Origin of the sequence: Bacillus massilinigeriensis (assembly GCF_900111815.1) — a bacterium.
Taxonomy (GTDB): domain Bacteria; phylum Bacillota; class Bacilli; order Bacillales; family Cytobacillaceae; genus Mesobacillus_C; species Mesobacillus_C mediterraneensis.
In genome coordinates, this window is sequence record NZ_LT630004.1 from 25377 (window position 1) to 43404 (window position 18028).

Sequence of the window (18028 nt, forward strand, 5' to 3'; positions counted from 1 at the left end):
GGGGGAACCGGCATGAGGAAGCTCTTCATCGCCACTTTTTCCATCGTTCTGCTCCTGGCGGGCTGTGCTCCTAACTTTCAAAAAGAAGAGCAGGTCGTCCAAAAGCGCGATAAAGATTCAAAGGAAAAAGCGATTATTCCTAAGTACAAAATTTCAGAGAAATATTACCGTTCGATTGTGCCATTTGAGCCAAGCGCCGCACGCGGCCAGGTTGTAAATAATCTGAATACACGCTATGACATCAATGAGTTTGAGACCGGCTTGATGCGGATTGCCCAAAACTCATTCGATACAGAGAAATATGTCTTCCAGGAAGGCCAGTATCTCAAGGCAAAAACAGTGCAATCATGGCTAAACCGCAAGCTTACAGCAGAGCAGCTAAAGGCGAACGCTGAAAATAAGGAGGAACCCTCCACCGAGGAGGATAATGTTGGACTCAATCCGGCTATCGAAGGCGGGGATGTTGCGGTAATGAACAAAAAGAGCCCAATTTACCTTTCGCACATCCTGGAGCATGATTATCTTATAAAGGCGGATGACAAAGGGACATACAAGCTGGGCGGCGTAGTCATCGGCCTTGCGCTCAACTCGATCCATTACTACCAGAAAGAAGAGTTTGGCGACACATTTGAAGTGAAAATACCACATGCGGAAATGGAACAGGAAGGGAAACGGATTGCACAGGAAGTAGTCAACCGCCTCCGCAGGATGGACGAATTGAAGAATATCCCGATTACGCTCGCTTTGTTCGAGCAAAAAAGCCGCTCTTCCGTTGTTCCCGGTAACTTCATTGCCTATTCAGAAGTAGATCAAGGAGGCTCCAACATCAGCAGCTGGGAAAAGGTGAAGGAGAAATACGTTCTCTTCCCGTCAGATGAAGCGAAGCGCGACCATCGGGACGACCTTGTTTGGTTCGAAAACTTCAAGCAAGATGTCGAGAAATACTTCCCGAACTATAACGGCGTTGTCGGCAATGCATTCTATCTGGACGATCAGCTCCAGAACATCAGCATCGATATCCCCATCCAGTTTTACGGAAAAGCAGAAGCAGTGAGTTTTACGCAGTATGCGACAGGCCTTGTCATGGACCAGTTCCCAGAACATGTATCCATCCAGGTCAGCATCACATCCGTCAATGGGCCGGAAGCGCTGATATTGCGCAAGCCTGACCAAAAAGAGCCAACTGTTCATATTTATCAATAGACGGGAAAACCAGGACTTCTTAGGTTCTGGTTTTTTGTGATGTGATTGGAGAGAGTGGGGGCCTTTTTTTGCGGGGGGCGAGCGAGAGTCTAATATATTTTTATAATAAAAGTAATGCAGAAAATAAATATTACAATAATTCACAGAAAAGGTTTTTATCTAAAAAAAGAATAGCGGAGAAGAGTTTTAATGAATAAAATGGATCGATTTTCCTTCTAAAAAAGAAATTTTTGCAGTCTACGGTTTCCCTAGGCTTTATTTATCATATTTATTAATAAACCCAAAGAAGACGATTAGAGTATCTTTCATTGTAATCCTTATGGTATTGTTTATAACTTGGCTGTTAACTTCATTTAAGTAAGAATCCGGAACTCTTTCGTGAACCTAAAAAGACTGCCGAGGTTTGGCAGTCTTTTTCACTATTTAAGTGATCGCAATCGTGAGTGGTGTGTAATCGATAAGGAGAACGCCTCTTTCAGCGGGACGGGATTCTGGTCCTTTTTTAATTCCACTAACATAGTGGCTCACTTTCTTATCGCACACCCCGTAGGAATCGAGCGGCTCCGTAAGGTCGAATTCATCGAGAATCAGTTTTTCGTTTGCTTGCTCCCGGTTGAGGCCGGCACAGCTTGGATGCGCGACAGTACTGCGGCCACCGTGTACATTTTTATACGTGATAAGATGCACAAAGGTAAATGGCTCTCCATCCTGATGAATCGTATTCGGTGATGCGACGGATTCCTGTGTTTCATCCTCCACCATATATTTCACAAAGTGAACGCCAACATGGATTGGCAGAATTTTTTCATAAGGATTCCAGAATGTTTCGTTAAAATCATATTTGATGATTTCCTGCAGCAAGGCGTTTTCTTTTATTTTTTCGCTGAGGGCAGGGAACGCGCGATATTCTTCAAGGTATTCTGCGTTGAAAGTTCCTTGAAAATACAGCGATTTCGCTTCTCCGTCTTCATCAATAAAGTCAGGCAGCCACTGCAGGGCACCGTCCCAAGGATTGATGATCGCTCGGGAATATTTTCTGTAACGATGGCTTTCAGGGGAATATGTATCCCGCGGAAGATGGTCGAATTCCTCGGCCAGTTCGCGAAGATCCGCTTCAAGGCTTGGCACAGGGAGAGTCATCAATCCAAACTTTTTGTAGCCATAGGCTTCAAGGTCTTTCTTTTTGTTCAATAATGCATGTTCCATATGTAATGCCTCCGATAATTGAGATGACCGCCGCAGAATCGGGCGGGTTCCATTTGCTCATTATACGATAAGCGAGGCTTGTCAGGGAAATGATTGCACGGGTGGGAAAAGGATTGATTTCCATTCTGGTCTGGCAAATAAACGGTTATGAACGGACAATAAAATGCCGGAACCGGACAATTAAAAGGTTCAATCGGACAATAAAAGTATTAGAATGGCAAATAGGGCAGTGCCCTATGCTTGACCGTTAAGCAAGGAAGCAAAAATAGTAGAAATCGAAGAATAATGGGCATAATTGTATATCGAGGTCATACCAATTTTTTCTGTATAATGGAAGAAACGAATAGCAAGGAGTGAAGATATTGATTGTAATACCAAGGACAAAGCCGAAAATAATGAAGGCAGAGGAAAGTGAAACTGTCAAAAAAGAAGCTGGAAAAATTGATTCAATTTCTTATAAGGGAGAATATTAGCCATAACCCTTCTGTATGGACGCTTTTTGAATTGAAAAAAGGTGATCTCATAACTGGTGTGCAATGTCCTAGTTATGGATGTATTTTCATGCGTTGGCACAGAGGCCATTGTCATTGTGAAAAATGTCTATGCCAGTCAAAAGATGCTCATAAAGAAGCGCTCAAGGATTTTTTTACCTCTATCAAACTCCACTATCTAATAGAAAATGCCGCACGTTTCTGCATTTATCCTCTATTTCAACTACATCTAAACTTCTAAAAAAACTCCCGTTTTCTTTTTCAGGAAAAAATAAAACAAGGATTTATCACCAATCTATAGAGTGAATGTTACAACGTCTCATAATTTAATGAACTATCAAATAATTATCTTTGAATACTTTCCCCATGTCATGATAGAATAATAGTTGGGCAAGAAAGCATTTTCATAGGAGGGGATTGGATGGTTCAGCCATATAAACACGAGCCTTTTACAAATTTCAAAGTCGAAGAAAATAAGAAAGATTACCTTCAAGGTCTAGAAACGGTAAAAGGTTATCTTGGCCAGGATTATGATTTATTGATTGGCGGAGAGCGTGTTTCGACAGAGGATAAAATCATTTCCTATAACCCAGCTAATAAAGAAGAGGTTATTGGCCGTGTATCCAAGGCAACTCGCGAGCATGCAGAGCAAGCGATGCAAGCTGCGGTGGAGGCATTCAAAACTTGGAAAAAAGTAAAACCTGAAACTCGTGCTGATGTACTTTTCAAAGCAGCAGCGATTATTCGCCGCCGCAAGCATGAATTCTCAGCACTTTTAACTAAAGAAGCTGGAAAGCCATGGAATGAAGCAGATGCTGATACAGCGGAAGCTATTGACTTCCTTGAGTACTATGCACGCCAAATTCTATTAATCAAAGACGGTGTTCCAGTGAATAGCCGTCCGAATGAATATAACCGTTATGATTACATTCCGCTAGGCGTGGGAATTGTTATTTCACCATGGAACTTCCCGCTTGCAATCATGGCAGGCACAACCGTTGCGGCGATTGTGGCAGGCAACACTGTTCTGTTGAAGCCAGCTTCTACAACGCCTGTTGTTGCGGCTAAGTTTGTGGAAGTAATGGAAGAAGCAGGCCTTCCTAAAGGCGTGTTGAACTTTGTACCAGGAAGCGGCGCGGAAGTCGGCGACTATCTTGTTGACCACAAAGATACTCGTTTTATTTCTTTTACAGGATCCCGTGACGTCGGTCTGCGCATTTACAAGCGTGCAGCTGAGTTGAACGAAGGTCAAATTTGGCTGAAGCGTGTTATTGCAGAAATGGGCGGAAAAGACACAATGGTAGTTGACAGCGATGCAGACCTTGAGCTTGCAGCTCAATCTATTGTTGCTTCTGCGTTTGGCTTCTCTGGCCAAAAATGCTCGGCATGTTCCCGTGCAGTAATTGTGGAAGATGTCTATGATCAAGTATTGAACCGTGTGGTGGAACTGACAAAAGAGCTGACTGTTGGTAATCCGGAAGAGCAAGGCACTTTCATGGGCCCTGTCAATGACCAAAATGCATTCAATAAAATTATGGAATACATTGAAATCGGCAAGCAAGAGGGTAAGCTGATGGCAGGTGGCGAAGGAGACGACAGCAAAGGCTATTTCATCAAGCCAACTGTTTTTGCTGATCTTGATCCGAAAGCACGCATCATGCAGGAAGAAATCTTTGGCCCAGTTGTTGGATTTACAAAAGCAAAGGATTTCGACCATGCACTTGAAATTGCCAACAATACGGAATACGGTTTAACTGGTGCGGTCATTACTAGAAACCGCGAACATATCCAAAAAGCACGTGAAGATTTCCATGTTGGAAACTTATACTTCAACCGCGGCTGCACAGGCGCTATCGTTGGCTACCAGCCGTTCGGCGGATTCAACATGTCCGGAACAGACTCCAAAGCAGGCGGTCCAGACTACATCCTGCTTCACATGCAAGCAAAGACAACATCCGAAATGTACTAAGAGATAGGACCAATTCGGAAAAGTACGACATATAAGACAGACCCTAGCCTCCTTCCACTTTGGAAGGAGGCTATTCCAATTAACAAGGTACCTTAACAAGGTGCCTGACCCCCAGTGCGGTGGAGTGGTAAAGGACAGCAGCGTGCCTGACCCCCGGTGCTGCACAGTGCTAAAGCGTGCCTGACCCCCTCTGCGTGCGTACTCCTTGAAGCTTCAAATTTTGTCGAAATAAAATTTCAGAAAAATCCATCAAAAGTATTGCAATTCATCCACCCTGTTATATAATACAATCATAAAAATAATTTACTGTATTATAACAAGGGTCAACCGAAAACGGGATAGAGCTAAACCAGTAAGGTACAGCCTCCACCCGAAAGATTACTATTTTGATAGGAGGAAACAGCAAACATGACAGATTCAAGAGTAAAGCAGTTGCAGGAAAACTGGGAAATGGATTCACGTTGGAAAGGAATTGAGAGACCATATACAGCGGAGGATGTCATCAAGCTCCGCGGTTCCATTGATATTGAGCATACGCTCGCCCGCCGCGGCGCGGAAAAGCTGTGGAAACTAGTAAACGAAGAGAATTTCATCAATGCGCTTGGTGCCTTGACTGGAAATCAGGCTGTTCAGCAGGTGAAGGCCGGCCTAAAAGCAATCTATCTCAGCGGCTGGCAGGTTGCAGCCGATGCGAACCTTTCCGGACATATGTATCCGGACCAAAGCCTTTATCCAGCGAACAGCGTTCCAGCAGTAGTAAAGCGAATCAACCAAGCATTGCAGCGTGCTGACCAAATCACTCATTCTGAAGGAGATCAATCCGTCGACTGGTTTGCGCCGATTGTCGCGGATGCAGAAGCAGGGTTTGGCGGACAGCTTAATGTATTTGAACTGATGAAGGGCATGATTGAGTCGGGTGCTGCCGGCGTTCACTTCGAAGATCAGCTTTCCTCTGAAAAGAAATGCGGCCACCTTGGAGGCAAAGTTCTTCTGCCAACACAGACAGCTGTTAAGAACTTAATCTCCGCTCGCCTTGCTGCTGATGTGATGGGCGTTCCAACACTTGTTATTGCAAGGACAGACGCCAACGCAGCTGAACTGATCACAAGCGATGTCGATCCAGCAGATGCGCCGTTTATCATAGGCGAGCGTACGCCCGAAGGCTTCTTCCGCACAAATGCGGGTCTTGACCAGGCAATCGCGCGGGGTTTGGCGTATGCGCCGTATGCGGACCTCATCTGGTGTGAAACTTCAGAACCCAATATCGAGGAAGCGCGCCGCTTTGCCGAAGCAATTCATGAAAAATTCCCTGGGAAACTGCTCGCATACAATTGCTCGCCTTCCTTCAACTGGAAAAAGAAATTGGATGACGAGACGATTGCGGAGTTCCAGATGGAGCTCGGAAAAATGGGCTACAAGTTCCAGTTCGTCACACTTGCAGGATTCCATGCCCTTAACCACAGCATGTTTGAACTAGCAAGAGGCTACCGCGATCGCGGAATGGCTGCTTACTCTGAACTTCAGCAAGCAGAGTTTGCCAGCGAAGAGTACGGCTACACCGCAGCAAGACACCAGCGCGAAGTCGGCACAGGCTACTTCGATCAAGTTTCTATGGTCATCACTGGCGGAACCTCTTCAACAACTGCCCTCAAAGGCTCCACGGAAGAGGAACAATTCACTGCCGCAAAGTAACCGGAGCTTCTTAGCAGCTCACCGTAATGGACATAATGTTTCAACCCTAACGAAATCGGATACGCATCATTACGCTAAAGGCGTATCGCAACAACACGCACAAGCACAACTAGCTACTGATGCAGCACTATGTTTGATTAGTAACTTCACTGATCAGCACGCAATGCACTATGTTTTATCAGCATCACGAACGGAATTACCTTGTCACCAGCAAGGGCTGTTTGATTCTTTCACCTAATCCTAATTCGTCTTCCCTGTCACAAGGGAAGGTTTTTTTTCGCCAGAAAAGGTTATGCTTAAATTGGCACAGAAAAAATGAAGCAGTCATACATAATAGCAGCGGGGTGATAATATGGGAAATCATAGTGTGGATGATTACTTGCAGCAGGGGATTCATGGAGCAAAGGTGACAAAGCCTGATGAAAGGCGGCGCTTCCTCGGTACCATCCGGGAGCGAGTGGCTGTTGCGCTGACTCAGGCTCAGATTGGAGACGATAGCCTCCTGCCGCAGCTAGAACAAATTATGGATGAACATGCGTCAGCACATCTTTACTTGAATGGAAATATTTCGTATTCCGCGTTCTCTCACTATATCGAAGCCGCGAAAAAACGGGGTATTACTTACACAATGGTGACAAATAAAGAACACGATTCGGATCTTGGGCTAGTTTTGGCGCATGACCAGGCAATCGACAAAGAGGAGATTTTCCTAGAGAAAAAACCTGAGGCGCCCATAACTGGTAAAAAGGCGAGTGAAATTAGCCTGCTTTCACAGCTCAAGAATAAATTGTTCAAAAATGATGATTAAGAAAAAGCTCCGGTTTTCCGGGGCTTTTTCCACTTGCGTCCCAACGGAGGAAAGTGTCATGTTAAAATAGCGATAAGGCGCAATCGTATTGCTTTAAAGTGAAAAAGTTTGCTATTATCAATATTATTGCCTTTTTTTATAACTTATTGGAGGTGGCTTTATGTCAAGGATTTCGGAAGAACAAGTGAAGCACGTCGCACATCTGGCACGGCTTGCTGTCACCGAGGAAGAGGTCCACACATTTACAGAGCAGCTCGACAAGATTATCACCTTCGCCGAGCAGTTAAACGAACTAGATACAGAAAAAGTGGAACCGACATCGCATGTGCTTGATATCCGGAACGTCCTTCGCCAGGATAAAGCAGCGATGGGACTTCCGCGGGAAGAGGTACTGAAGAACGCGCCGGAACATCAGGACGGCCAAATCAAAGTGCCATCCATAATGGAATAGGAAGGAGCAGAGATATGAGCTTATTGGAACATAAGGTATCAGAGTTGAAAGCCTTATTACATAAAAAAGAAATTACCGTATCAGACCTTGTGGACGCATCATTCCGGCGGATCAGCGAAGTCGACGGGAAAGTGCAGGCATTCCTGACCCTTGACGAGGAACAGGCGCGCCTAAAAGCAAAAGCGCTCGATGCAAGGCTTGGAAAAGAAGAAAGCGGAGTGTTATTCGGTATGCCGATCGGCATCAAAGATAATATCGTGACGAAAAATCTCCGAACAACATGCGCAAGCAAAATTCTCGAAAACTTTAACCCTATTTATAATGCAACGGTCATGGAAAAGCTACATCATGCTGATACGGTCACAATCGGCAAGCTGAACATGGATGAATTCGCGATGGGATCATCTAACGAGAACTCTGGATTCCAAAAAACTTTTAACCCATGGAATCTGGAAACTGTCCCAGGGGGATCTTCAGGTGCTTCTGCTGCAAGCGTTGCGGCGGGCGAAGTGCCATTTTCCCTCGGGTCCGACACTGGCGGCAGCATCCGTCAGCCAGCAGCATTCTGCGGCGTTGTCGGCATGAAACCAACCTACGGCCTTGTTTCACGTTATGGTCTTGTCGCGTTCGCCTCCTCGCTTGACCAGATTGGCCCTATTACTAATACGGTGGAAGATAACGCAGACTTGCTGCGCACTATTGCCGGTCATGACCGAATGGACTCTACTTCTGCCAATGTGGAGATTCCCGACTACAACAAATCGCTCACTGGAGATGTCAAAGGCTTGAAAATTGCAGTGCCGAAGGAATACCTTGGTGAGGGTGTCAGCCCTGAAGCGAAGCAGGCTGTGCTCGACGCTTTGAAGGTGCTCGAGAAGCTTGGCGCCGAGTGGGAAGAAGTATCGCTTCCTCATTCGAAGTATGCGCTAGCAACTTACTACCTGCTGTCCTCCTCAGAGGCATCCGCCAACCTTGCACGCTTTGACGGAGTGCGTTATGGATACAGAACGGAGGAAGCAGAAAACCTCATCGATATGTATAAAAAAACAAGAGCGGAAGGCTTCGGGGACGAAGTGAAGCGCCGAATCATGCTTGGCACTTTCGCACTCAGCTCTGGTTACTATGATGCCTATTATAAAAAAGCGCAAAAAGTCCGTACACTGATTAAAAAAGACTTTGACGATGTGCTTGCAAAATTCGATGTAATTGTTGGGCCGACTACTCCAACACCAGCATTCCGCATCGGTGAAAATATGAGTGATCCAATGACGATGTATGCCAACGATATTTTAACAATTCCAATGAATCTTGCCGGCGTTCCGGCTATTTCCGTTCCATGCGGCTTCGCATCAGGCCTCCCGCTTGGTTTGCAGATCATCGGAAAGCATTTTGACGAATCGACCGTTTACCGCGTTGCCCATGCGTTTGAGCAGGCAACGGAATTTCATAAACAAAGACCACAGTTGTAAGGGGTGAAAAAGATGAAGTATGAAACAGTGATTGGGTTGGAGGTCCATGTAGAACTCAAGACCGACTCCAAGATTTTTTCGGCAAGTCCAAATGCATTTGGTGCGGAGCCGAACAGCAATACATCGGTCATCGATCTTGGTTATCCCGGCGTATTGCCTGTATTGAACGAAAAAGCAGTTGATTATGCGATGAAGGCTTGTATGGCGCTGAACTGCGAAGTAGCTTCGCATACGAAATTCGACCGCAAGAACTATTTTTATCCGGATAATCCGAAGGCATATCAAATTTCTCAGTTTGACAAGCCAATCGGCGAGCACGGCTATATTGAAATAGAAGTAGATGGCGTGAAGAAGAAAATCGGCATCACCAGGATTCATATGGAAGAGGACGCGGGCAAGCTGACGCATGGAAACGGCTATTCTCTTTGCGATTTCAACCGTCAGGGAACCCCACTTGTAGAAATCGTCTCTGAGCCGGATATCAGCTCTCCCGATGAAGCATACGCTTATTTGGAAAAATTAAAATCGATCATTCAGTATACTGGCGTTTCCGACTGCAAGATGGAGGAAGGTTCGCTGAGATGCGATGCGAATATTTCCTTGCGTCCTGTTGGCCAAAAAGAATTTGGCACAAAGACGGAGCTGAAAAACTTGAACTCTTTCAACTTTGTCCGCAAAGGGCTGGAGTACGAAATCAAGCGTCAGGCGGAAATATTGGATGCTGGCGGCGAAATCAGGCAGGAAACAAGACGTTTCGACGAAGCAACAGGCGCAACGCTGCTCATGCGTGTAAAAGAAGGTTCTGAGGATTATCGCTATTTCCCTGAGCCGGACTTGATGGATATCTATATTGATGAAGAATGGAAGGCAAAGGTGCGCGCTGAGATTCCTGAGCTTCCAGACGTGCGCAAAAAACGATATATTGAGGAAATGGGACTCCCTGCATATGATGCCGCTGTCCTGACTGTCACAAAAGAAACTGCAGATTTCTTCGAAGCAACTGTATCTGCAGGCGCTGACGCAAAGCAGGCTTCCAACTGGATCATGGGAGATGTATCCGGCTACCTGAATGCTGAGGGCAAGGAGCTGCACGATATTCCACTCACGCCTGAAAGCCTTGCAGGATTGATAAGGCTGATTTCCGACGGCACTATCTCTTCTAAAATTGCAAAGACCGTGTTCAAGGAATTGATGGAAAACGGCGGTGACCCTGCGGTGATTGTTAAGGAAAAAGGACTTGTCCAAATTTCTGATGAAGGCGCATTGCTGGCAATCATCAACGAAATTATCGACAACAACCCGCAATCTGTTGAAGACTTCAAAGGCGGCAAGGAAAAAGCAAAAGGTTTCCTCGTCGGCCAAATCATGAAAGCGACAAAAGGGCAAGCTAACCCGCCGCTTGTCAACAAACTCCTGTCGCAAGAATTGCAAAAAAGATAAAGCAGAAGCCGACGGAAATCCGTCGGCTCTTGTCGTTTTATTTCCCGGGAAAAATTTCGCAAAGTAAGAGCTGAAGACTCATTGAAAAGGAAATAATGGGATATACTGTAGATAAATTGCTGTTTACCGTAGATAAAAGCTGATTTACCTGTAGATAAATTGCTGTTTACCGTAGATAAAAGCTGATTTACCTGTAGATAAATTGCTGATTACCGCAGATAAATGTACCGTTACCGTAGATAACCTTATCCAAGTGTCTTCCGGAGGAGCTTCACGATCATGTGTAATCGGTTCCATAAGCTCGCTATTTCAAAAAACACCTCCCCAGGCACCAAAAACGCTCTCATAAACCTCAAAAACCAAATCAAAATGACAATTAAGGTTTTGTGGAAGAGCGGAGGATTGTGGGGTGTTTTACAGAAATTATCTAATATGGATTCTGTTATATAGCTACTGTAGATAAATTGTGGTTTACCGTAGATAAAAGCTGATTTACCTGTAGATAAATTGCTGTTTACCGTAGATAAATGTACCGTTACCGTAGATAACCTTATCCAAGTGTCTTCCGGAGGAGCTTCACGATCATGTGTAATCGGTTCCACAAGCTCGCTATTTCAAAAAACACCTCCCCAGGCACCAAAAACGCTCTCATAAACCTCAAAAACCAATTCAAAATGACAATTTTTTAAGAGCGGAGGATTGTGGGGTGTTTTACAGAAATTATCTAATATGGATTCTGTTATATAGCTACTGTAGATAGATTGCTGTTTACCGTAGATAAAAGCTGATTTACTTGTAGATAAATTGCTGATTACCGTAGATAAATGTACCGTTACCGTAGATATCCTTATCCAAGTGTCTTCCGGAGGAGCTTCACGATCATGTGTAATCGGTTCCACAAGCTCGCTATTTCAAAAAACACCTCCCCAGCACCAAAAACGCTCTCATAAACCTCAAAAAACCAATTCAAAATGACAATTTTTAAGGTTTTGTGGAAGAGCGGAGGATTGTGGGCTGTTTTACAGAAATTATCTAATATGGATTCTGTTATATAGCTACTGTAGATAAATTGTGGATTACCGTAGATAAAAGCTGATTTACCTGTAGATAAATTGCTGATTACCGCAGATAAATGTACCGTTACCGTAGATAACCTATTGCGAGAGGGTTGTTCACTTAAAATGTAACTGGTTACACACGAGTGGAAGGCTCATATTCACTAAAAAGAAGCAGTTTTTGCGAAAAAATCCTATATTTCTGACCAATTATACTTGCCCGTCTTCTGGGATTGCAATCAAGTCTGCTTCAAACACGTAAAAAAGCACCCACCATAATATAACGGGGTGCCTTAATAGGAAGCTTACTGTTCTTTCAGCAGCTTGACGCTTTCGTCAAATTCTTTTTCAATTTCTTTATTATGCTTAAAGGTTGCCAGGCTGACAACAATCGAAACAAGGAGGTTGATCAGGAAGCCTGGAACGATTTCGTATAGCGTTTCCCCAAAAAGGAAGTGGTCTAGCTTGAAGTTTGACCATACTATTACCGTGACGGCACCTGCGATCATTCCCCATAGCGCTCCTTTTCCAGTCATCTTTTTCCAGAAGAGGCTGAGAAGGATGACTGGCCCAAAGGAAGCTCCGAATCCGGCCCACGCATAGGCAACCAGGTCGAGAATCGTGCTATCTGGGTCTAGAGCGAGTACCAAAGCGACAACGGATACGACAAGGACTGCCATTCTTCCGAAGAAGACAAGGTGGCGGTCGGATACTTCTTTTTTCAATAGTACTTTATAAAGGTCCTCTGTCAACGCGCTCGATGTGACGATGAGCTGTGAGGAGATGGTGCTCATGATGGCTGCAAGCACTGCTGCGAGCAGGAAGCCTGCAAACAGCGGATGGAAGAAAATTTGTCCTAGTTCAATGACAACGGCTTCGGGGTTGCCTAGCTTCATATCCGGATTTTGTTCAAAGAAGGCAAGCCCGATAAAAGCAGTTAAAATCGTTCCTAAAAGGGAGAAAATCATCCAGCTCATCCCAATGCGGCGGGCGCTCTTCGTTTCTTTAACGGTTGTGATGGCCATAAAGCGGACAATGATGTGCGGCTGGCCGAAGTAGCCAAGCCCCCAGGCTGCCGCCGAAATGATGCCGATGATAGTCGTTCCTTTGAGGAAATCCAATAATGCTGGGTCGATGGCGCGAACCGTTTCGAATGTTTCCGCAGGTCCGCCTGTTTTGGCGAATCCTAGGATTGGCACAAGCAATAGAGCGACAAGCATCATCATACCCTGAATGAAGTCAGTGTAGCTGACAGCAAGGAAACCGCCGAACAAAGTGTAAGCGACAACAACGCAAGAAACAATCAGCAATCCTGTTAAATAATCAAGGCCGAAAGAATTTTCAAAAAATACCGCGCCGGAAACCATTCCGGATGATACATAGAAGGTAAAAAAGACTAAGATGACAATGCCGGAAACAATTCGCAGCATTTTCGTTGTATCTTTGAAGCGATTTTCCAAGTAGCTTGGAATAGTAATAGAGTCATTGGCGACTTGGGTGTACGAGCGCAGGCGCGGTGCAACGAGCACCCAGTTCAGATAGGCTCCAACCGTTAATCCTACGGCAATCCACGCACTGGCAAGCCCTGTTACGTAAATACCTCCAGGCAAGCCCATCAACAGCCAGCCGCTCATATCTGCAGCGCCGGCGCTGAGTGCGGTAACAGCTGGGCCGAGCGAGCGGCCGCCCAGCATATAATCGGTTAAGTTGCTTGTCTTACGATACGAATACCAGCCGATGAAAAGCATCGCCGCCATATATATACCGATTGAAATGAGTTGTAATGTCTCATTTGACATGTTTCATCCTCCTTTTATTTATTCATAATATATAGAATATTTTATCATTAGACACATTATTGTGACAATTATTTTTCTCGTATTTTACTATGTAAACAAAAATTTATTATTTTATCAATATATAAATTTTGACGATTATGAGGCTGTTTCTTATATTTTATTCTATCGGAGAATATTACTCTGCATATTATTCTATAATATGGTTTCAGGCAACCACATGTTCATTTATGCAGTAATTGTTATTAGCATATATTGCCTGCCGGAAACATTTAGGCTATGATGTAAAAGGATGTAAAAAGCAACACAATCATATTCATTATAGGATGATGGGGCAATGAAAAGAGCAAGAATTATCTATAATCCAACATCAGGGCGCGAACTTTTTAAAAAGAGCCTTGGGGAAGTGCTGATGAAGCTGGAGGACGCTGGCTATGAAGCTTCCTGCCATGCGACGAAAGGAGAAGGGGATGCGACAATAGCTGCGAAAATAGCTGTGGCGCGCCGCTACGACCTTGTCATTGCAGCAGGGGGAGACGGAACGATCAACGAAGTCATCAATGGTATCGCTGAACAGGAATACAGGCCGAAAATCGGGATTATTCCGACAGGTACGACGAATGATTTCGCCAGAGCCGTCCATATTCCGCGGGACATTGAGGCTGCGGTGAACATTATTGTACGAGGGGAGACCATCCCTGTTGATGTCGGGCGGATTAATGATAAATATTTCATCAATATAGCAGGCGGCGGAAGGCTGACAGAACTGACCTACGAAGTGCCAAGCAAGCTGAAAACAATGCTCGGCCAGCTCGCCTATTACTTGAAGGGCATCGAAATGCTGCCGTCCTTGAAAGCGTCCAACGTGACAATCGAGTACGACGGCAAGCTGTTCCAAGGCGAAGTGATGATGTTCCTTGTCGGCCTGACAAACTCTGTCGGCGGCTTTGAAAGGCTGGCGCCGAACGCGTCCATCAATGATGGGCTGTTCTCGCTGCTCGTATTGAAAAAGACGAATCTGGCGGATCTCATCAGGATTGCTACGCTTGCAATTCGCGGTGAGCATGTCAATGATCCGAATGTGCTTTATACAAGTGCGAACAGAATAAAGGTTCATTCCGATGAGAGGGTTCTGCTCAACCTCGATGGGGAATACGGCGGAACGCTCCCAGCTGAATTCGAGAATTTGTACCGCCATATCGAGGTTTTTGTACCATACGACAAGCTTCGCCCTGAAGACAGGCCGGAATAATAGCATGCAATAACAAGTGGCCGGGAATCCCGGCTCTTTTTCTATCCTCATAAGTTAAAAAATTTGCACAATAACGAACGATGAATGAAAATAGGGATAATACAAGTTTGCTTTTTCACAAAGGAGGAATGGGCAATGGGTAAAAGGGCTTTGATCAATGTTGATTATACGTATGATTTCGTTGCAGATGGCGGCGCTTTAACATGCGGTGTGCCAGGGCAAGAAATCGAGGAGAAAATCACTGCGATAACAAAGGAGTTCATGGAGGCTGGCGACTATACCGTTTTTGCTATCGATGTTCACGATGAGGGGGACGAGTGCCATCCTGAGACAGCGCTTTATCCGCCGCATAATATTCGGGGGACGAAAGGCCGGGACCTATATGGAAGCCTTAAAGCACTCTATGAGGAAAAGAAAGACAAGGATAACGTCCTTTATCTTGATAAAACAAGGTACTCGGCTTTTGCCGGAACAGACCTTGAGATAAAGCTTCGGGAACGGGGTATCGAGGAAGTGCATCTCGTTGGCGTCTGCACCGATATTTGTGTCCTTCATAGCGCTGTTGATGCGTACAACAAAGGGTTCAAGATTGTCATTCATCGTGATGCTGTCGCTTCCTTCAACCTAGCCGGTCATGACTGGGCGCTTGGACATTTTGAAAGTGCATTAGGCGCTAAAGTGGTATAAAAGCCGGCTTATCAAAGGGTAAAAGAAGATTTTCGCTGAAGACATTCGGAGGGTTTTTATATGGAAAAGAATTATCGTGATGACAGCCTCATGCTTCACACCGATCTTTATCAAATCAATATGCTTGAAACGTATTGGCGCGATGGCCTCCATAACCGGAGAGCAGTGTTCGAGCTTTTTTTCAGGAAGCTTCCTTTCGGCAACGGATTTGCCATCTTCGCTGGTCTTGAGCGGATTATCGATTATATCCGCCAATTCCGCTTTACCGAAGAAGATATCGCCTATTTGCGCGAGGAAGTTGGCTACAGCGATGACTTTTTGTCGTATTTGAAAAATCTGCGCTTCACTGGAAAAATTGCTTCGATGCGCGAAGGAGAGGTCGTATTCGGCAGCGAGCCGCTCATCAGGGTGGATGCCGCGCTAGGCGAAGCGCAGCTGATTGAAACGGCGCTGTTGAATATTGTGAACTACCAGACGCTGATTGCAACAAAAGCATCGCGAATCAAGCATGTAGTCGGCGACGAAATAGCAATGGAATTCGGCACTCGCCGCGCCCAGGAAATGGACGCAGCCATCTGGGGGACACGTGCGGCCTATCTGGCGGGTTTTGACTCGACGAGCAACGTCAGGGCTGGAAAGCTATTCGGCATCCCTGTTGCCGGCACGCATGCCCACTCAATGGTACAGGCGTATCGCGACGAATATACGGCTTTCCGAAAATATGCCGAGACGCATCGCAACTGCGTCTTCCTTGTGGATACGTACGATACTTTGCGCTCGGGCGTCCCGAATGCCATCCGTGTGGCGAGGGAATTCGGCGACCGAATCAACTTCATCGGCATCCGGCTCGACAGCGGCGACCTTGCCTACCTGTCGAAGGAAGCGCGCAAAATGCTGGATGAAGCGGGATTCCCTGATGCAAAAATCGTTGCATCAAGCGATCTTGACGAGTATACGATCATGCATTTGAAATCCCAAGGTGCAAAGATTGATACATGGGGCGTCGGAACAAAGCTGATTACAGCCTACGACCAGGCTGCACTTGGTGCTGTCTATAAAATCGTCTCCATCGAAAATGATGCAGGAGAGATGGAAGACACGATAAAAATCAGCTCGAATCCGGAAAAAGTTACGACGCCGGGACTAAAGAAAGTATACCGAATCATCAGCAAAAAGCGCGGAAATGTGGAAGGCGACTACATCACGCTTGAAGGGGAGAACCCAGCTGCTGAAAAAGTGCTGAAAATGTTCCATCCAACGCATACGTATATCAAAAAATACGTAAGCAATTTCGAGGCAAAAGATTTGCACACCGATATTTTTGTCGATGGCAAACTTGTCTACAATCTGCCGACGCTGGAAGAAATCCGCAGCTACGCAAGAGCATCACTCGGACAATTCTGGGAAGAGTACAAGCGTTCCTTAAATCCAGAAGAATACCCTGTTGACCTAAGCCAAAAATGCTGGGACAACAAGATGCGAAACATCGAGGAAGTGCGTGCGAAGGTCGAAAGCATTAGTGAATAATGGGAGGGGCCGGGCTTTTGTCCGGCCTCTGTTATTGAAATAGAGCCAGGAGATTTAATCTCTGGCTCTATCCTTTTTTTACACGTAAAATATAAAATATTATTAAAAGGATACCTGCGATGATGAAGCACAAATAGCTTGCAGATTGTTTGTCTAGAACCTCAAAAGGAAAATCTAACCCAGTCCAAAGAGTTGCAATGCCAGTAACACTGAATACAAGAAAAAAGAAAAATATTATTGATTTCAAAATCGCCCATCCTCCTTTTATAAAAGGATATCACAAGTGGATATATCTGTTAAAATAAAGAGGGAGTCTTAAAAATTAAGAAATGAAGCTAGGGACGGAACCATGTGAGCGAATATATAGATGCAAATGTTACTAGCATGAAAAAGAAAGCAAAGAGAAATGTACTTGGATGTTTTTCGACTGTTGTACTATTATTTTTAGCTTTCATTGGATATGGAGTTTATTGGGCTTTTTATGATATGGAGCGATTGCCAACAGGGGAATATCTGACAGAAGAAACCTCACCAGATGGAAAATATACTTTAAAAGCTTACGTCACTAATGGCGGTGCCACAACCTCTTATTCCGTTCGTGGTGAGCTGGTTTTTAACGAAAAAAGTCATAAAACGAAAAATATTTATTGGAATTATAAAGAGGAAAGTGCGGAAATTTCTTGGAAACACAATGATACAGTAGTGATAAACGGAAAAATCTTAAATGTACCACATGACAAGTTTGATTTTAGACATCAGTAAAAAGTGGAAAGGGGGCGAATTCAGTGGACAGAGACGGTCAAGTTAAAAAATCCAAGCAAATTAAGGCTCAAGCTTTTTATAGAACAATGCACCGACTGAATGGAGAAAATAAAGATAGAAATGATCATAAAACAGGAGTAAGAATTGCCGGGGGAATCGTTTTTTTATGGTTTGTTGTTTTAATCCTAAATGCAATTTTTGATTTGTAGGTCCGTTTATG

The 18028-nt window shown here is 44.9% G+C and carries 15 protein-coding genes; 12 read left to right on the forward strand and 3 right to left on the reverse strand.

What is annotated here, in order from left to right:
- Positions 1-12 precede the first annotated feature (12 nt).
- Positions 13-1203, forward strand: coding sequence for a CamS family sex pheromone protein (locus tag BQ5796_RS00135; RefSeq protein WP_071458414.1), 1191 nt, complete (start codon positions 13-15; stop codon positions 1201-1203).
- Positions 1204-1626: 423 nt separating this feature from the next.
- Here the strand turns inward: BQ5796_RS00135 and BQ5796_RS00140 are convergent, their stop codons facing one another.
- Positions 1627-2409, reverse strand: a complete 783-nt coding sequence (locus BQ5796_RS00140) for a 2OG-Fe dioxygenase family protein (protein ID WP_083412995.1) — start codon at positions 2407-2409, stop codon at positions 1627-1629.
- 912 nt (positions 2410-3321) lie between these two features.
- Here BQ5796_RS00140 and pruA point away from each other — a divergent pair.
- From pruA to gatB, 6 genes are all read left to right on the forward strand, one after another.
- On the forward strand, positions 3322-4869 hold the full coding sequence (gene pruA, locus BQ5796_RS00145; protein WP_071458415.1) for an L-glutamate gamma-semialdehyde dehydrogenase: 1548 nt from the start codon (positions 3322-3324) through the stop codon (positions 4867-4869).
- A gap of 408 nt (positions 4870-5277) precedes the next feature.
- On the forward strand, positions 5278-6561 hold the full coding sequence (gene aceA, locus BQ5796_RS00150; RefSeq protein ID WP_071458416.1) for an isocitrate lyase: 1284 nt from the start codon (positions 5278-5280) through the stop codon (positions 6559-6561).
- A 352-nt stretch (positions 6562-6913) separates the two neighbouring features.
- Positions 6914-7369: a YueI family protein gene (locus tag BQ5796_RS00155; RefSeq protein WP_071458417.1), complete on the forward strand. Its 456-nt coding sequence runs from the start codon at positions 6914-6916 to the stop codon at positions 7367-7369.
- Between the two features lie 160 nt (positions 7370-7529).
- On the forward strand, positions 7530-7820 hold the full coding sequence (gene gatC, locus BQ5796_RS00160) for an Asp-tRNA(Asn)/Glu-tRNA(Gln) amidotransferase subunit GatC (protein WP_071458418.1): 291 nt from the start codon (positions 7530-7532) through the stop codon (positions 7818-7820).
- 14 nt (positions 7821-7834) lie between these two features.
- Positions 7835-9289 (forward strand): Asp-tRNA(Asn)/Glu-tRNA(Gln) amidotransferase subunit GatA, encoded by a 1455-nt coding sequence (gatA, locus tag BQ5796_RS00165; RefSeq protein ID WP_071458419.1) that lies wholly within the window; start codon positions 7835-7837, stop codon positions 9287-9289.
- A 12-nt stretch (positions 9290-9301) separates the two neighbouring features.
- A complete protein-coding gene (gene gatB / locus BQ5796_RS00170; RefSeq protein ID WP_071458420.1) occupies positions 9302-10729 on the forward strand; it encodes an Asp-tRNA(Asn)/Glu-tRNA(Gln) amidotransferase subunit GatB in 1428 nt (475 codons plus the stop codon).
- A 1360-nt stretch (positions 10730-12089) separates the two neighbouring features.
- Here the strand turns inward: gatB and putP are convergent.
- Positions 12090-13583, reverse strand: a complete 1494-nt coding sequence (gene putP / locus BQ5796_RS00175) for a sodium/proline symporter PutP (RefSeq protein WP_071458421.1) — start codon at positions 13581-13583, stop codon at positions 12090-12092.
- Positions 13584-13917: 334 nt separating this feature from the next.
- Here putP and BQ5796_RS00180 point away from each other — a divergent pair, with 334 nt between their 5' ends.
- The 3 genes from BQ5796_RS00180 to BQ5796_RS00190 all read left to right on the forward strand — a co-directional run bounded on the left by BQ5796_RS00180 (position 13918) and on the right by BQ5796_RS00190 (position 17046).
- Positions 13918-14832: a diacylglycerol kinase gene (locus BQ5796_RS00180; protein ID WP_071458422.1), complete on the forward strand. Its 915-nt coding sequence runs from the start codon at positions 13918-13920 to the stop codon at positions 14830-14832.
- A gap of 135 nt (positions 14833-14967) precedes the next feature.
- Positions 14968-15519, forward strand: coding sequence for a cysteine hydrolase family protein (locus BQ5796_RS00185; protein WP_083412996.1), 552 nt, complete (start codon positions 14968-14970; stop codon positions 15517-15519).
- Between the two features lie 60 nt (positions 15520-15579).
- Complete coding sequence (locus BQ5796_RS00190; protein WP_071458424.1) at positions 15580-17046, forward strand: nicotinate phosphoribosyltransferase; 1467 nt, start codon at positions 15580-15582, stop codon at positions 17044-17046.
- 67 nt (positions 17047-17113) lie between these two features.
- Here BQ5796_RS00190 and BQ5796_RS00195 read toward each other — a convergent pair whose 3' ends face one another.
- On the reverse strand, positions 17114-17293 hold the full coding sequence (locus tag BQ5796_RS00195; RefSeq protein ID WP_071458425.1) for a hypothetical protein: 180 nt from the start codon (positions 17291-17293) through the stop codon (positions 17114-17116).
- Positions 17294-17430: 137 nt separating this feature from the next.
- Between BQ5796_RS00195 and BQ5796_RS00200 the strand changes: the two genes are divergently transcribed.
- Complete coding sequence (locus tag BQ5796_RS00200; protein WP_071461078.1) at positions 17431-17808, forward strand: DUF5412 domain-containing protein; 378 nt, start codon at positions 17431-17433, stop codon at positions 17806-17808.
- Between the two features lie 23 nt (positions 17809-17831).
- Positions 17832-18017, forward strand: a complete 186-nt coding sequence (locus BQ5796_RS00205) for a hypothetical protein (protein ID WP_071458426.1) — start codon at positions 17832-17834, stop codon at positions 18015-18017.
- Positions 18018-18028 lie beyond the last annotated feature (11 nt).

Bases quoted from the DNA above. Each gene is read 5' to 3' on its own strand.
- gatB (WP_071458420.1), top strand. From the start codon at position 9,302: ATGAAGTATGAAACAGTGATTGGGTTGGAGGTCCATGTAGAACTCAAG.
- gatA (WP_071458419.1), top strand. From the start codon at position 7,835: ATGAGCTTATTGGAACATAAGGTATCAGAGTTGAAAGCCTTATTACAT.
- BQ5796_RS00140 (WP_083412995.1), bottom strand. From the start codon at position 2,409: ATGGAACATGCATTATTGAACAAAAAGAAAGACCTTGAAGCCTATGGC.
- BQ5796_RS00190 (WP_071458424.1), top strand. From the start codon at position 15,580: ATGGAAAAGAATTATCGTGATGACAGCCTCATGCTTCACACCGATCTT.
- BQ5796_RS00180 (WP_071458422.1), top strand. From the start codon at position 13,918: ATGAAAAGAGCAAGAATTATCTATAATCCAACATCAGGGCGCGAACTT.
- BQ5796_RS00200 (WP_071461078.1), top strand. From the start codon at position 17,431: ATGAAAAAGAAAGCAAAGAGAAATGTACTTGGATGTTTTTCGACTGTT.
- BQ5796_RS00155 (WP_071458417.1), top strand. From the start codon at position 6,914: ATGGGAAATCATAGTGTGGATGATTACTTGCAGCAGGGGATTCATGGA.
- gatC (WP_071458418.1), top strand. From the start codon at position 7,530: ATGTCAAGGATTTCGGAAGAACAAGTGAAGCACGTCGCACATCTGGCA.
- aceA (WP_071458416.1), top strand. From the start codon at position 5,278: ATGACAGATTCAAGAGTAAAGCAGTTGCAGGAAAACTGGGAAATGGAT.
- BQ5796_RS00185 (WP_083412996.1), top strand. From the start codon at position 14,968: ATGGGTAAAAGGGCTTTGATCAATGTTGATTATACGTATGATTTCGTT.
- BQ5796_RS00135 (WP_071458414.1), top strand. From the start codon at position 13: ATGAGGAAGCTCTTCATCGCCACTTTTTCCATCGTTCTGCTCCTGGCG.
- putP (WP_071458421.1), bottom strand. From the start codon at position 13,583: ATGTCAAATGAGACATTACAACTCATTTCAATCGGTATATATATGGCG.
- pruA (WP_071458415.1), top strand. From the start codon at position 3,322: ATGGTTCAGCCATATAAACACGAGCCTTTTACAAATTTCAAAGTCGAA.